The organism is Fusobacterium sp. (assembly GCF_030528405.1).
In the GTDB taxonomy this organism is placed as follows: domain Bacteria; phylum Fusobacteriota; class Fusobacteriia; order Fusobacteriales; family Fusobacteriaceae; genus Fusobacterium.
Genome location: NZ_JAUMYY010000001.1, coordinates 1 through 16008 on the forward strand (window position 1 = coordinate 1; position 16008 = coordinate 16008).

Annotated in this window: 11 protein-coding genes and 1 riboswitch; of the genes, 10 read left to right on the forward strand and 1 reads right to left on the reverse strand. The window is 27.3% G+C overall.

The window, feature by feature from the left end:
* Positions 1–132 precede the first annotated feature (132 nt).
* Both Q4A58_RS00005 and Q4A58_RS00010 read left to right on the forward strand, forming a co-directional pair.
* Positions 133–2841, forward strand: a complete 2709-nt coding sequence (locus Q4A58_RS00005; protein ID WP_303115263.1) for an autotransporter outer membrane beta-barrel domain-containing protein — start codon at positions 133–135, stop codon at positions 2839–2841.
* 629 nt (positions 2842–3470) lie between these two features.
* Positions 3471–3662 carry a helix-turn-helix domain-containing protein gene (locus tag Q4A58_RS00010; RefSeq protein WP_303115266.1) on the forward strand — a complete coding sequence of 64 codons (192 nt, stop codon included), beginning with the start codon at positions 3471–3473 and terminating at the stop codon, positions 3660–3662.
* Positions 3663–3778: 116 nt separating this feature from the next.
* On the opposite strand, the gene Q4A58_RS00015 is transcribed toward Q4A58_RS00010, so the two are convergent.
* A complete protein-coding gene (locus tag Q4A58_RS00015) occupies positions 3779–5125 on the reverse strand; it encodes a sodium:alanine symporter family protein (protein WP_303115267.1) in 1347 nt (448 codons plus the stop codon).
* A 138-nt stretch (positions 5126–5263) separates the two neighbouring features.
* Positions 5264–5364: riboswitch (glycine riboswitch) on the reverse strand.
* Between the two features lie 219 nt (positions 5365–5583).
* On the opposite strand from Q4A58_RS00015, the gene Q4A58_RS00020 reads away from it, so the two are divergent.
* From Q4A58_RS00020 to nusB, 8 genes are all read left to right on the forward strand, one after another.
* Positions 5584–6327, forward strand: coding sequence for an MBL fold metallo-hydrolase (locus Q4A58_RS00020; RefSeq protein ID WP_303115270.1), 744 nt, complete (start codon positions 5584–5586; stop codon positions 6325–6327).
* Between the two features lie 4 nt (positions 6328–6331).
* Positions 6332–9019 carry a DEAD/DEAH box helicase gene (locus Q4A58_RS00025; protein ID WP_303115272.1) on the forward strand — a complete coding sequence of 896 codons (2688 nt, stop codon included), beginning with the start codon at positions 6332–6334 and terminating at the stop codon, positions 9017–9019.
* A gap of 6 nt (positions 9020–9025) precedes the next feature.
* Entirely contained in the window at positions 9026–10807 is a 1782-nt protein-coding gene (locus Q4A58_RS00030) for a hypothetical protein (RefSeq protein WP_303115274.1), read from the forward strand.
* Positions 10808–10856: 49 nt separating this feature from the next.
* The gene (dnaE, locus tag Q4A58_RS00035) at positions 10857–14267 is read left to right on the forward strand and encodes a DNA polymerase III subunit alpha (protein WP_303115387.1); all 3411 of its coding nucleotides are present in this window, start codon (positions 10857–10859) and stop codon (positions 14265–14267) included.
* 89 nt (positions 14268–14356) lie between these two features.
* Positions 14357–14722 (forward strand): Asp23/Gls24 family envelope stress response protein, encoded by a 366-nt coding sequence (locus tag Q4A58_RS00040; RefSeq protein ID WP_303115276.1) that lies wholly within the window; start codon positions 14357–14359, stop codon positions 14720–14722.
* A 23-nt stretch (positions 14723–14745) separates the two neighbouring features.
* Complete coding sequence (amaP, locus tag Q4A58_RS00045; RefSeq protein WP_303115278.1) at positions 14746–15309, forward strand: alkaline shock response membrane anchor protein AmaP; 564 nt, start codon at positions 14746–14748, stop codon at positions 15307–15309.
* Position 15310: 1 nt separating this feature from the next.
* On the forward strand, positions 15311–15535 hold the full coding sequence (locus Q4A58_RS00050) for a DUF2273 domain-containing protein (RefSeq protein ID WP_303115281.1): 225 nt from the start codon (positions 15311–15313) through the stop codon (positions 15533–15535).
* Between the two features lie 6 nt (positions 15536–15541).
* On the forward strand, positions 15542–15985 hold the full coding sequence (nusB, locus tag Q4A58_RS00055; protein ID WP_303115282.1) for a transcription antitermination factor NusB: 444 nt from the start codon (positions 15542–15544) through the stop codon (positions 15983–15985).
* The last annotated feature ends 23 nt before the right edge of the window (positions 15986–16008 follow it).

Genomic DNA, 16008 nt, shown 5'->3' on the forward strand with positions numbered 1-16008 from the left:
CAAATTCAAAAAATAAATAATAAAATAATTTTAAATAAAATGTATAAATTTGTTGCATTTTTTTTTTTTTTGATACAATAGAATTAAGAAGAACATAAATAAAAGTAAATATAAAAAATGGGGTGATATAAAATGAAGGAAAAAATAGAAAAAATGTTAAAAAGTCAATTAAAAAGGAAACTAACAATAACGACAGCCACATTAATAGCCTTTTTATTATCATCAAACATAGCAATGGCGGGGCAAATCTATCAAGTAGGAAATAACGGAATTAAAAGAGATAATTCAGGAATTTGGGAAGATGCAACAGAAAAATTAAAAAAAGCAGATCTCTTTAAAATAGAAGGAAGTGAAATAGAGAACAGATTAAAAGATTACTCAAATTTTGAACTTTTAGCAGAAGTAAATAAAACCTTTATTAATAAGGGAAGAATTGAAAATTTTAAAAATAATGGAACAGGAAAAATTGAGAATAGAGGAAATATAGTTAATTTTGATCCGGGAATAACAGATATATATAACTATGGTTATATTGATGTTTTTGCTTTTTATGACAAAACAACAGGTTTTGATGCACCTTTGAGTTATTTTCCTAAAACTGTTAGCAATAATGGATATATATATTTTGTCAAAGCAGAAAATCTAATTAATAATGTTTATGTTAGGAGTACAGAAGTAAAAAATATTAAAAACTATGGTATAAAAAGTTCCGCTGGAGGATGGAATAACGATTTAGTTACAGAAAGTTTTAAAAACTATGGCATTTTCGTATTTAATGGTTTAGCAGCATATAATACATTAAAGGGGGCAGGTAAAATAGAAAATCATGGAATAATTATTAATGATTTGACTAATTTTACAACAAGAGGGACAGACGATAAAGGCAGACAGATAGAGAACTATAAAGCGGGTAGCGATTTAACTGTATTAGCTGAAACAAATACAAATAAGATAATAAATATTTTTGAGGAAGATATAAATAAAAGCCTGAATTTTAAGAATAATTCTATTTTAAACGCTTCGATAAATACAATAAAAGCAGGTAAGACACTTAGTTTTGACAATTCAACTTCTAATATACAAGGTGAATTTGAAAATGGAGTAAGTCTAGTTTTTTCAAATAACAGTATTATAGGAAACATAAGTATAGGAAGGTTAAATCCAGGAGATAAATTAAAAAGCATAACTATGGATAATACAACAACAGTTGGATATATATATATATACGGAGCTGTAGAAGAAGTAAATTTTGTACCCAACAGTGCAAATAAAAATAGAATTATAAGAATATTTTCTTTTTCTACAGATGTAGATGCAACAGTAAATACAAATATTTCAACCAATGTTGACTTAATGTCAGGAAGATTAGGAAATATAACAGTAAAAGCTGGAGGAAGACTTACTATAGTTGCGAAAGCTTTATTATGGAATGGAAAAAAAACAGGAAAGCTATATAAAAAAGATATAAAGATAGAGAATGGTGGAAAGATATTAATAGGAATAGATCCTTATGATATAGGAGGAATAAAAGAATTAGGAGCAGGAAATAATTTAACAGCCTCTGTGGTAGGGCAAGTTGATACAGCAGATCCTAAATTAAGACTGGCACAAGATAAATTAAATATAGATGCAGATTCCCTACTTCATGATATAGTAATAATGCCTGAATATTCTGTTACTTATGAGGATATAGGTTCACAAAATGTAAGAAATAAATATAAAGTAATAGAAGCAACAGAGCTTGCAAAACCTATACCACCAGAACCAACTTCTTTAGATAGTTTAGTAGATTATCCATACTTAAATAATATATATCTAAGTTTATTAGATGCAGATAAAATAAAATATTTTTCTGTATATTCAGATAATGAATTAGATGGCTTCTATAGTTATTTAAGAGATATATATGCAAATAATCCTTATACAGTAACAGCGGAAACTTCATTTAGAAACTTGGATATGTTTAGAGCCGATGCTTATTCAGATTTAAAACCTAACTTAAAAAGATGGGCAGTAATGGGTGGACTTAGCCATAGCGATAGAGAAAATAAATATAAGATGAGTACGACAGAAGTTGACACTAAGACAACTGGTGCTTATGCTAAGGGAGAATATGGACTTAAAGAAGATACAACATTAGGTTTGATTCTAGGCGGAACAAATTCAAAATCTGATATGAGCACAGGAAGAGTAAAAGGCTCATCAATGTATTTAGGAGCATATGCAAAGAAATATATAAATAACTATAAATTTACTTTAGGAACAGGAATGGATTTAGGCGAATATAAGGTAGATAGAAATGCAATAGGATATGCAGGAATAATAGAAACAACAAAAGAAAAAGCAAAACAAAAGAACAGAGCTTTTGATTTATATGCAGAGGCAAGATATACAAAGGATTTAGGCAATAATTTTTATTTAGAACCAAACTTTACTTTAGCTTATAGCCGAGTAAAACAAGGTGGAGCAACAGAAAATGATGGAAAAGTTAATTTGAATGTAAAATCAAAGACATTTAACCAAACTAAGGCAGAACTAGGTTTAGATTTAAAGAAAGTTATATTAAATGGAAATACAAGCCATAACTTTGTGCTTGGTGCTTCATATGAAAGAGCATTGAGCGGAACAAAAGACAGTTTTGCTAGAGCAAATGTTGTTGGAGGAAGAGAATTTGATATTCTTGTTCCAGCAAGAGAAAAGGGTAGAACAAGTATGGGAGCGGAATACAGACTTGAAAATAAAGTTGGACTTCTGTTTAATTTAAAAATGGACTATGGTTTCAATCACGGCAGTGATAAAAAAGATATAAGATTTAGCACAGGAATAGGTTATAAATTTTAAAAAACTTTAAGATAAAGGGGGTGTAACATTTTGAAAAAAGTTTAAAATGTGCACTCCTTTATTTTTTATAAGACTTAAAATTTAAAAAATTTATATAAAGTTGATAAAAGCTCCGCGATTTAGAATTTAAAATTCTAAATAAGTAAAAATGAAAAAATAAATTTAATAAGATATAAAGGCGAAGCCTTTACTCACATAATAAAACTTTAATAGAATAGCACTTTGAAATTTTCCAAGAAAAAAATTGTAATGAGCCTTAGAAAAAACTCGCATGTTTGAGAGAAGCGAGTTGGCGAGTTTTTCTTAGCGAATTAAAGTTTTTTCTGATTAAGAAAATTTCAGTGCGTAAAAGGGTTTTTGCTACTTTTTCCCCTTTTGAAAAAGTAGGGTATATTTATTAAAAAAAACAAAAATTTAATATAAAGGAGGAATGAGCTTTCACATAATCTCATTAAAAATTCTATAAAAAATTAAAATAAAAAAATTATTAGGAGGTATACTTATGTGTATGAGAGAAATAGTTTTTCAAATTTTAAAAAATAGAAAATCCTCTATCACAGGAGGATTTTTATATTAATAATTTCTTTAACTGGTCACCTAAAAATGAGATAGAAAATTTTTTAGAACATTTGATACTTGATGTGCTGGGGGAATTTTGTTCGACAAAGGAATTAGTAGAATTATTTGGAATAAGCAAGACAACTTGGTATGATTTATTGGAACAAAGAAAACTTATGAGTTTTAATGTGGAGAGTAGAATAGTAATTATAAGCCGTTCACTGCTTCCATTTTTAAGAGAGGCTATGCAAGAAAGAGAATAAGGAGTTTTTGTCTTATAAAATTTAAAATCAATAAGGCTGCTGCATTTTTAGGTTCTAATTTGCAACAGCCTTATATTTTTTAATAATAAAAATATCTTATCAATATTAAATTATTTTTAATTTTCAAGCAGCTCATGTTGTTTTGAAGTTTCTGCTACAAGTTTATTTAAAAGAATTAAAGCAATAAGGTTAGGTATAACCATAAAACCATTAAACATATCGGCAAGTTCCCACACAAGCTCAACTTTTTGCACAGAACCTATGATGATACAGATCATTACTAAAATTCTATAAATATTTATAGCTTTAGAACCAAGCAGATATTTTATATTTGCCTCACCAAAAAAATACCAACCTATTATAGTTGAAAATGAGAAGAAAAATAATGAAATTGCAATAAATACAGTTCCAAAAAAGCCTAGGGTTGCTTCAAATGATTTCTGGGTTAAAGAAATACCTGTTAAACCACTATCACCCAAATTTGAAGTCAATATAACCAGAGAACTTAAAGTAAGAACTATAAATGTGTCAATAAATACTGTTATTATTGCAACATTTCCTTGTTCAACTGGATTTTTAACCTTAGCCACAGCATGTGCATGAGGCGTAGAACCCATACCAGCTTCATTTGAAAATAAACCTCTTGCAACACCGTATCTTATAGCCTTCTTTACTCCCATTCCTAAAAAACCACCAAGTATAGATTTAGTAGAAAAAGCATTTGTAAAGATAGCTTTGAAAGCTGGAGCCAAAGCATTAAAATTCATTGATATAATGACAATACATATAACTATATATAAACCAGCCATAAAGGGAACTACTTTTTCAGTTACGGCTGCAATTCTTTTAACGCCACCAAAAAAAACAAAGCCTGCTAAAAGTGCCACAACTATTCCGCTTATATATGGGGAAATATTAAAAGCATTATTGAAAGCAACAGACATAGAGTTAGCTTGTACAGCATTTCCCATAAACCCTAAAGCTAAAACGCAAGATATAGCAAAGAAGATAGCCATAAATTTAGCAAGAAAATTTTTATTAAATAATTCTTCTATATAATAGGCAGGTCCACCAGTTACAGCACCATCAACTTTTCTTTTGAATACCTGGCTTAGGATAGCTTCGGCATAAATAGTTGCCATTCCAAAGAAGGCACTTAGCCACATCCAAAAAATAGCTCCAGGTCCACCAGATACAATAGCAGTTGCAGCTCCAGCAAGATTACCAGTTCCTACTTGAGCAGCAATAGCAGTAGCTAGAGCTTGAAAAGAAGACATTCCATTGTTATCAGCAGCCTTACCACTCATACTAAAATCTCCAGTAAGCTGTCTTAAGCCTTTTCCAAATTTTCTAATTTGAATAAATTTTAGTTTAAAAGTAAAAAAAACTCCAGTTCCAACCAACAGAACTATTAAAACAGATCCCCAGAATAAACTATTAATTTCAGCTACAAGTTTCAACATAATATTCACTCCTTAAATTTTTCTAAGTTATATAAGCAAATACTTGCTTATTAATTGTCGAATAAAAAAAGGTCTTTTTTATAAAGACCTCCAGAAATTTAAAGAATTATACAAAAGCAAATAAAAAAATTATTGCTGCACAATTCCTCCGTCCTTTTACCTGAGAGTTTAGGGGAATACATAAATTCCCTTTGCTCCTTCGGTGTTTCCTTTTAAGAAATCTCTCCAGAGGCTCGTCCAATATGAGTCCTTTTACCTGAAAGTATTACATCTTCGGTGTTTCTTTTTAAGAAATCTCTCCTCATATCTTCATCCGATTTTATTCGATTTTCAAAAATACTAACACAATTAAAAAAAACTGTCAATAGGAAATATTCTAAAAAAACTTAAAATTCTTTAATTTTTTTATGAGAAATGTTATAATGAAATATTAACTATTAATTTAATGAGGAGGGAAGATGATTTATTATATTTATCATAGTGCTTTTGCAGTTGAGTTAGAAAAAAGTATACTAATTTTTGATTTCTATAAAATTCCTAGAGCTAAAGAAAATGAGGGAAAAAATTTTCTAAAAAATTTTATAGATAGACAGGATAAACAAGTTTTTGTATTTTCAACCCATAGCCATTCAGATCACTATAATCCTAAAATCTTAGAATGGTTGAACTTAAATGAAAATATAAAATATATATTGAGTAGTGATATAACAACTCCTTATAAACATAATAATTTTTATTTTACAAAAGAAGGTGAAACTCTTGAATTAAGTTATAAAGTATCTGGACAGCAAATTGAAGAGAAGATTAAGGTTTATACCTTTGGCTCAACGGATTTAGGTTCATCTTTCTATGTGAATATTGAAAATAAGAATATTTTTCATGCTGGAGATTTACATTTTTGGCATTGGGAAGATGACAGTGAAGCAGAAGAAAAAGAGATGAAAAATGCTTATATTTCTGAACTTAATAAAATAAAAAAATTACCTAAGATAGATATAGGATTTACACCTGTTGATCCAAGATTGGGTTTGAATGTCTTTGAAGGAGTGGAGCTTTTTTGGGAATATTTAAAGCCTAAAATTATAATTCCAATGCATTTTGGAGATGACTATTCAGCTATGAAGGCTTTTAAAGAAAAATTTAAAGAACAGGAAGTACAAATAATAGAAATAGATGATTCGATGAAACGAATAATGGAGTAATAAAATGCCAAATTTTTACCAGCTTTTGAAACTTGAAGATGAGTTTAAAATTCAAGTTTTAAATGAAAATAAAGAAATAGTACAAAATTATGAGGACTTGGATGAAAGTGATATAAATATCTATATAAAAACTATCCAAAATGATGATTTTTTTATTTCTTGGGATGAAAAAAAGAAAAAAGATTTAGTGTTAGATGAGGATCTATTAGCACTGCTTTTAAAAACAAAAAACTTTGTAACAGAAGATTTTAAAGAAATCTCTTCAAAGAATATAGATGAGGTATATCTAATAGTTACAGATGATTTAAAGAATAACAACGAAGTAAATATAAATATTGAAGTTGAAGATATGTACTTTTTTAAAAATGAAGTGATAGGAAATTTTGCATATCATGAAGGAGTCTTCTATAATTTAGAAATAGAAAGTAATGAATTTTATAAGCTTGAAGATTTATTTGTAAAAATTCAAAAATATGAATTGGAAGGCTTTTTAAGCCTTGTCTTAAAAAACTATAAGAATTTAAATATAAGATATGAAGACTTTGAAACAGTAGAGGGAAGCCAAAAAGAAGCGATTCCTCAGATGATTATAGAAAAAATTTCTTTGGATAATAGTCTATATATGAGGATTAACTCTATAATATCTACAATGGATTATGATTTTTTTCTGGAACATAAGATAGATAAAATAGTTACAATAAATGAGCTAGAAAAAAAGATTCATATTTCCAAAATAAATATGAAGGATTTATCTGAGAACATAGAAGAAATTTTAAAGGTTTTGGCAAGACTACAAAAGAAAATACATAAAAAATCTATGTATTATTTTGATGATGAGGGGCTTTTAATTCTTCAAGAGGCTCTAGCAAAAGAATTTGTAAAAAAAGAGCTACTTCAGCTCACGGCAAAATATAATATAATAGGAACAGATAAATTAAAAAAATACAATATAAGAACAGTAAAGCCTAAAATAATAGGGAATTTCAGTTATAATATAGATTATTTTGAAGGGAATATTGAGATAGATATAGATGGAGAAAAGTTTAGTATCCAAAAGCTTTTAGATAGCTATAGAAAAGATGATTATATAGTTTTAAGTGATGGAACGAATGCTCTTATAAATAGAAAATACATAGAGAAGTTGCAGAGAGTTTTTAAAAGTGAAGATGAAAATATAAAAATTTCATTTTTTGATATGCCTCTGGTTGAAGAGCTTATAGAGAATAAGATTTTTTCTGGAGAGTTTGTAAATAGAAAAGATTTTTTTGAAGGCATTAATTATTTAGATGACTATGAGGAAAAGTTACCTAATATAAATGCAAGTTTGAGAGATTATCAAAAATATGGATATAAATGGCTAAGTTATTTGGTGGGAAATAATCTTGGAGCCTGTCTTGCTGATGATATGGGTTTAGGAAAAACTTTACAGGCAATAGTGCTCTTATCTAAAATACATCAGAAAAAAGATAAAAAAAGCATTGTTATAATGCCTAAAAGTTTAATATACAATTGGGAAAATGAAATCTTAAAGTTTGCACCTAAATTAAAAGCAGGAATATATTATGGAACGAATAGAGATTTAGAAATATTTAACAAAGTAGATATAATTCTTACGACCTATGGAACGATAAGAAATGATATAGAGAAATTTATGGAGATATATTTTGATTTGATTATTTTGGATGAATCTCAAAATATAAAAAATATTAGTTCACAAACGACCAAGGCAGTTATGCTGTTAAAGTCAAAAAATAGAATTGCCTTGAGTGGAACACCTATAGAAAATAATTTATTAGAGCTTTACTCTCTATTTAGATTTCTTAATCCTTCAATGTTTGGTACAATTCAAGATTTCAATGATGAATATATTTTACCTATTCAAAAATATGGTGATCAGGAGGCTATAAAGGAATTAAAGAAGAAAATCTATCCTTTTATTTTGAGGCGTGTTAAAAAAGAGGTTTTAAAAGATTTACCAGAAAAAATAGAAAAAGTTTTATATATAGATATGAATACAGAACATAAAAAGTACTATGAAGAAAGAAGACAGTATTATTATAATATTTTAAATGAAAATATGAAAAGAGAAGGTTTGGAAAAAAATAAGTTCTTTATATTACAGGCCTTAAATGAACTTAGGCATATAACCAGCTCACCTGAGGTAAAAAATAAGAAAATATCATCAAGCAAAAAGGAAGTTCTTATAGAAAACGTTGTAGAAGCAATAGAAAATGGGCATAAGGTTCTGATATTTGTAAATTATCTTTCTTCTATTGAAAGTATCTGTAAATCTTTGGAAAAGAACAATATAAAATATTTAAAGATGACAGGTCAAACAAAAAATAGACAGCAAATAGTTGACAGATTTCAAAACAATAGCAGATATAAGGTTTTTGTTATGACCTTAAAAACAGGTGGAATAGGTTTGAATTTAACTTCAGCAGATAAGATATTTATATATGACCCTTGGTGGAATAAAACAGTTGAGAATCAAGCTATAGATAGGGCATATAGAATGGGGCAGGATAAGACAGTTTTTTCTTATAAGTTGATTTTAAAGGATAGTATAGAAGAAAAAATATTAAAACTTCAAGAGATGAAAAGTAAATTATTAGAAGATTTAATTTCGGCAGATAATTTAAGTACAAAAAATTTATCCAAAAGTGATATAGAATTCATTTTGGGGAAGTAGGTTAAAATGAAAGAATTAAGAGAAAGTTTAGATCATTTTTACAGCAGAGATTTATGCGAGAAATTATATGATGTATATTTAAAAGACTGGATAGCAGATGGCTATATAGGAGAAAAATTAAATATATTTGAGTTATCTATGGTTGATGAGAGAACTCATAAAGATTTTTTTATAGATTTAATCTTTGAAGTTTATGCCAATGAAAACAAATTTAAAGTTCTCTATGAAAAATTAGATGAAACTGTTAAATTTTTATTTGAAAAATTAGCTTGGGATAGAGAATATAAAATAGATATATCAAAAGAAAATAATTTTTTAGAAAAAGACGAAGAAAGAAATTCTTTTGATCTAGATAAAAAATATTGTTTTTTTAAATTTAGATTAGAAGGAACAAATGATGCAGCAATATATCTTGAACAGGACTTAGCATATTTTTTTAGAAAATATATGAAAAAACCTAAGGATTATTATTTACATGATGTGAGTGCAAAACTGGAAAATAACTCCAAACTATATAGAGATGATAATGAAAAAGAATTTCTAAATAATATGTCCCTGTATTTAGAATTTGCTAAATCAGGGCTTATAAGAATATCAGAAAGTGATAAAATTTTAAAAGAGGTTAAAAAAGACTTGCAAAAGCATTGTAATATAACAGAATATTATGGTGATCAAAAAGGACTATCATATTTAAAAACAGAAAATATAGCAATGTTTTTTGTGCTTTTATCGGAAGAGTATAAAAATGAAAAATATTTCAATCCCTCTAACATAAAAAATATAATAAATGATTTTATAGACTGCCAAAATATAGTAAAGGATAAAAATTATATCTATAGCATACTATTTTTAAATTACATAAAAGGAATAAAAAATATATGGAAAAATAAAGAAAATTTAAAGGCTGCAGTTGAAATTTTAATTTCTCTGCTTAAAGAAATGAAAGAGGATGACTGTCTGGATGTAGAAAATATAATAAAGGCTTATATATATAGAGGAGACAAAACAGAGCTTATAAAATTTAAGGATATTAAAGACTATGCTTATATAAATGAAGCAAACTATGAAAGAACAAAAATCATAAAGTATGAAGATTATGAAGAGTTTGTAATAGAGCCTTTTGTAAAAAGTTATTTATTTCTTTTAGGGACTTTAGGTCTATTTGAAATTTTTTACACTAAACCAGAAAACAGTTCTAAATTATATTTGAAGAATGGTTATTTAAGTCAATTTAATGGTTTGAGATATATAAGATTAACAAATTTAGGAAAATACATTTTTTCTTTTAAAGATACTTATGCAATTCCAACTAACTATGAAAAGCCTGAGATATTTTTAGATGATAAAAGATTAATAGTGACTATTTTAGGAGAATCTCCTATAAGAAGAATGTACTTTGAAAAAATATCTAAAAAGATAGGAAATAATATTTATAAAGTGACTATAGATAGCTTCAAAAGAACTATTAAATCCTATGCTGAACTGAAAGAAAGAATAGAAAAATTTAAGAAAAATATAGGTACAGCAGATTTACCTCAAAATTGGCAGGATTTTTTTGAGAATTTAATTAAAAAATTTAGTTCAATAGAAGAAGTGGAAGATTTTATAGTATTGAAAATAAAAAATGACAAAGAGTTATTAGAAATAATAAAAAAAGATGCAAGATTTAAAAAACTATTTTTAAAGGCAGAAGATTATCATATTTTAGTTAAAAAAGCAGAAGTTGATAATTTGGTGAAGGTTTTGAAGGAATATGGCTATCATTTTGACCTTTCTTCCAATTTATAAATTTTAAAATGTTCTTTATTAGGAGCTTATATCTTAATTAAAAGGTGAGATTATGGATAATTTTGTTCATTTAAATTTACATACGGAATACAGTCTTATGGATGGAGTCAGCTCTGTGGACAAATACCTTGAAAAGGCAAGTTCATTAGGTATGAAGGCTATTGCTGTCACTGATTATTGCAATATGTTTTGTGCTATGGAATTTTATAAAAAAGCTAAGTCATATGACATAAAACCCATATTTGGCATGGAAATTGCTATTTCAGCAGATAGCAGTTTTGATAAAAGAATTTCCTATTCTCTTGTTTTATTGGCGAAAAACTATGAAGCTTATAAAAATCTTGTAAAAATAACTTCAGAGGCATATAGAAATATTGAACATAATAAACTTAAAATATCCAAAGAAACTTTAAAAAAATATAGCTCAAATTTAATAGCCTTGTCTTCTTCATTGCAAGGAGAGCTTGCCTTAGCTATTTTATCTAATAAGCATGATGAAGATTTAAAAGGTATCTTAGATGAATATATAGATATTTTTGGAAGAGAGAATTTTTTCTTAGAGATTCAAGCTATAGAAGGAGAAGAACAAAGGAAAGTAAATGAAAGACTCTATGAGCTTTCTTTAAAATATGACATTGAAATGCTTGCGACAAACTATGTCCACTATGTAAATAGAGATGAATACAATTTACAAGATGTTGTTATATGTATACAGACTGGAGCGAAACTAAGAGATAAGAACAGAAAGAGCATAAGCTCAAAAGATTTGTATTTAAAAAGTAAAGCAGAGATGGAGGCTTCTCTTGATGAAAAATACAAGAAGGCAATAGAAAATACAGAATACGTAGCATCACTGTGTAATGTTGATATAAAATTTGGAGAATTACAATTTCCCTACTATGAAGTACCTAAAGAATATGAAAATATGGATCAGTATTTAAAGGAAATTTGTTATACTAATTTAAAAAAAATATATGCTGAAAATCTCAATGAAGAGATAATAAAAAGATTGGACTATGAATTATCTGTAATATATAAAATGGGCTATTCTGGATATTTTATAGTTGTTTGGGATTTTATAAACTATGCAAAAAGGAGAAATATTCCAGTTGGTCCTGGAAGAGGTTCAGCTGCTGGAAGTTTGGTTTCATACACTTTAGGAATTACAATGGTAGATCCTATAAAATATAATCTACTTTTTGAAAGATTTTTAAATCCAGAGAGAATATCTATGCCAGATATAGATATAGACATATGTAGAGAAAGAAGAGAAGAACTTATAGACTATGTAGTGCAAAAATATGGAAGAGAAAAGGTAGCACATATAATAACTTTTGGTAGAATGAAAGCAAAAGCGGCGATAAGAGATGTAGGAAGAGTTTTAGATGTAGATTTGAAAAAAATAGATCATTTGGCAAAATTAGTTCCTGCAAATTTAGTGCTTGAGCAAACCTTAAAAGAAAATGTTGAGGTTGCAAAGCTCTATACAGGTGATATAGAACTTCAAAAGGTAATAGATATTTCAATAAAGTTGGATAATAAAGTTAGACATAGTTCAACTCATGCAGCTGGAATACTTATTACAAAGGAAAATTTAGATGAATTAATACCTATCTATTTAGATGAAAAAGAAGGAGTGGTAGCCACTCAATATCAAATGAAAGAACTAGAAGATTTAGGACTTTTAAAAATAGATTTTTTAGGCTTAAAAAATTTATCTAATATTCAAAGAACTATAGATTATATAAAAAAGGATAAGAATATAGAAATAGATTTATATTCTCTTCCACTTGATGACAAGAAGGTATATAAGGCACTTGAAAAAGGAGATACCAGTGGAGTTTTTCAGATGGAAGCAAGTGGCTTTAGGAAAATTTTGAAAAAATTAAAGGCAGATAAATTTGAAGATATAGTGGCTATGCTTTCACTGTATAGACCAGGACCGTTAAAGTCAGGGATGGTTGATGATTTTTTAAATGCTAAAAATAGATTGAGTGAAATAAAGTATCCTCATCCAAGTTTGGAAGCTATTTTAAAAGAAACTTATGGAGTTATTTTATATCAAGAGCAAGTTATGAAAATAGCTAGTTATATGGCAAATTATAGTTTGGGAGAATCTGATCTTTTAAGAAGAGCTATGGGGAAAAAGAACTTTGAAATTATGGAAAAAAATAGGGCTAAGTTTGTAGAACGTTCCATAAAAAATGGCTATTCAAAAGAAAAAGCAGAGGAGATTTTTGATTTAATTGATAAGTTTGCAGGTTATGGTTTTAATAAATCTCATTCAGTTTGTTACGCAATGTTATCCTATTGGACAGCATACTTCAAGGTAAATTATCCTCAATATTATTATGCAGCAGTTTTAACTTCGGAAATAATGGAAGTTGATGATATTGCTTATTATTTTAATGATGCTAAGGAACATAATATCAAAATATATTCACCCAATGTAAATATTGCCAGCTCAAATTTTGAAGTAAAAGGAGATGGAATAATTTTTTCATTAGCAGCCATAAAAAATATAGGTTTAAGTTTAGCTCAAAAGATAGGAGAAGAGCTTGAAGAAAATGGAAAATATAAAAGTTTAGAAGATTTTGTATTCAGAAACAAAAAAAATGGACTTAATAAGAAATCACTAGAAGCTCTTATCTTATCAGGTGCTTTAGATGAACTTAAGGGAAACAGGAAGGAAAAATTTTTATCTGTAGATAAGGTGCTTGAATATTGTATAAAGAAGTTTAAATTGGATGAAATTCAACAGATGAATCTATTTGGAGGAGCAGCAAGAACTATAGATAGCTTTAATTTAGTGAGTAGTGAAGATTATTCCATAGATGAAAAATTAGAAAAAGAAAAAGAATTTTTAGGTTTTTATCTCTCATCTCATCCCCTAGATAAGTATGAACTTATAATAAAACTATATTCATTGAAGAGGTTATCAGAGTACTCCAAAATCAATGGAGAAAAGATTATAAGTTTTGGTATTGTAAGTAATTCTAAAAAGATTGTTACAAAAAAAGAAGAGAGAATGGCAATTTTTAATTTGGACTGTTATGATGAAAAAATTTCTTGTATAGCTTTTCCTAGAGTGTATGAAAATTATCAAAGAGAAATAATGGATAAAAATTTTGTTTATGTGGAAGGTAAAATACAGCAGGATGAATTTAGAGGAGAAGCTGTAGAAAAGCTTGTATTGAATAATATTGTTCTTCTTGAAGAGCTTATAAAAGATACTAGGGGAAAATTATATCTTTTAATTGAGCCAGAAGATAGTTCAAAATATAGTCGTTTAAAGGATTTATTAAAACAAAACAGGGGAACGACAAAGGTAGTTTTTGCAATCAGAAATGAGGAAGGCAAAAGTGTTAAAAATATGAAAGAGGGAGTGAAATTAAGTAAAGATTTTATAGAAGATTTAATACAGCTTATGGGAATTGAAAAAGTTAAAGTAATACTCTAAAAATAATAATTGCTATAAATTGAAAAATCTAGTATACTAATATTAACAAGAAATAGAATAACAAAACAAATCTAATGGAGGTGTTTTTTATGTCAGATTTAGGAAATATAAGAATTTCGGATGAAGTTGTAAAGACTTTAGTGGCAAAAGTAGCTGTAGATGTAGAAGGAGTTTATAAGCTAGCGGGTGGAGTTGTAGATGAAGTTAGTAAGATGCTTGGAAAGAAAAGACTTACTAATGGAGTTAAAGTTGAAGTTGGAGAAAAAGAATGTAGTATAGAAGTCTATATAGTTGTTGAATATGGATATAGAATTCCAGAAGTAGCTGAAGAAGTTCAAAAGGTTATATTGGAGTCAGTATCTAATTTAAGTGGTTTAAAAGTTGTAGAAGTGAATGTATATGTTCAAAATATAAAGGTTCATGAACAACCTGAAATAGATGAAACAGAAGAATAATAAATAATTCTGGTGGTGAAAAAATGTTAAAAAAATTTATATTTTTTCTAGCTTGGATAGGAATACTAATTTTGTCTGTGTTAGGAATTAATTTCATACTTTTTCCAGATGAATATATTTTTAGAATTCCAATCTTAACTAGACTTTCAATCTTTGAATTAAAAATTATATTCCTTTCTATATGTGTGATATATTTATTTTTAGTTTTATATAAATTTATTTCCCTTTTTGAGAGAAAAAAAGAATATGAAAAAGTTACAGCAAATGGTGTTGTGAAAATTTCAAATACAACTATTAATAATTATGTATTAGATTTATTAAAGAAGGATAATGAAATATCTAATATAAAAGTTAGCAGTGAAAGAAAGGGGAAAAAGTTCTATATTTATGTTAAATTCCAAATTTTAGAGCAATTAAATGTAACTAATAAAATAGTTGCTGTTCAAAATTTAATTAAAGAAGAATTAAATAATAATATAGGTATAGAAGTTAAAGAAGTAATAGTTAATGTATCAGGTCTATCTATTCAACAAAATAAATTTAAGGATAGTTACAGTGATAACAGCAACGATACAGAGGTGATCTAGTATGTCAGATAACATATTAGAAGTATTACTTGAAAAAATAATAAATAATTGGAAAAAATATCTAGGATGTTTCCTTGGTTTTGTTGCAGGAACTACCATAATGAAATATGGTTTTTTAAAAGCTTTAGTAATATTTGCCTTAGCTTTTATTGGCTATAAGTTGGGAGATATTTCTTTTTCAAAAAAATTAAAAAAGACTATAATAAGTAAACTAGAAGAGGATTAAATTTATATGGATAAAGATTTTGAAGAGCAAGATTTAAAGCCTAAAAAAGGTAGAAAGCTTGCTAGAGAAGAACTTTTTAAAATTGTTTTTGAGACTGAAATTTTAGATACAGAGTTAAAAGAATTCTATTCTTTATATTTAAATAGAGAACCTATTTTGAAAAATCAAAAAGATTTGGAATTTTTAGAAAACTATGTAGAAGGAATATCTAAGAATATTATTTTGATTAAAGATGAAATAAGAAATAATATGGATAATTGGGAATTAAAGAGAATAGGGAATATTGAAAGAAGTTTGTTAATAATTTCTACCTATGAAATTTTAAAAGAAGATATACCAATAGAAGTTGTAGTAAATGAAGCTGTTGAATTAGCTAAAGAATATGGGGATACAAAAAGCTACGAGTTTATAAATGGTGTCTTAGCAAAAATAATAAAGAAAAACAGATAAATGAAAAGGAACTATTTATATAG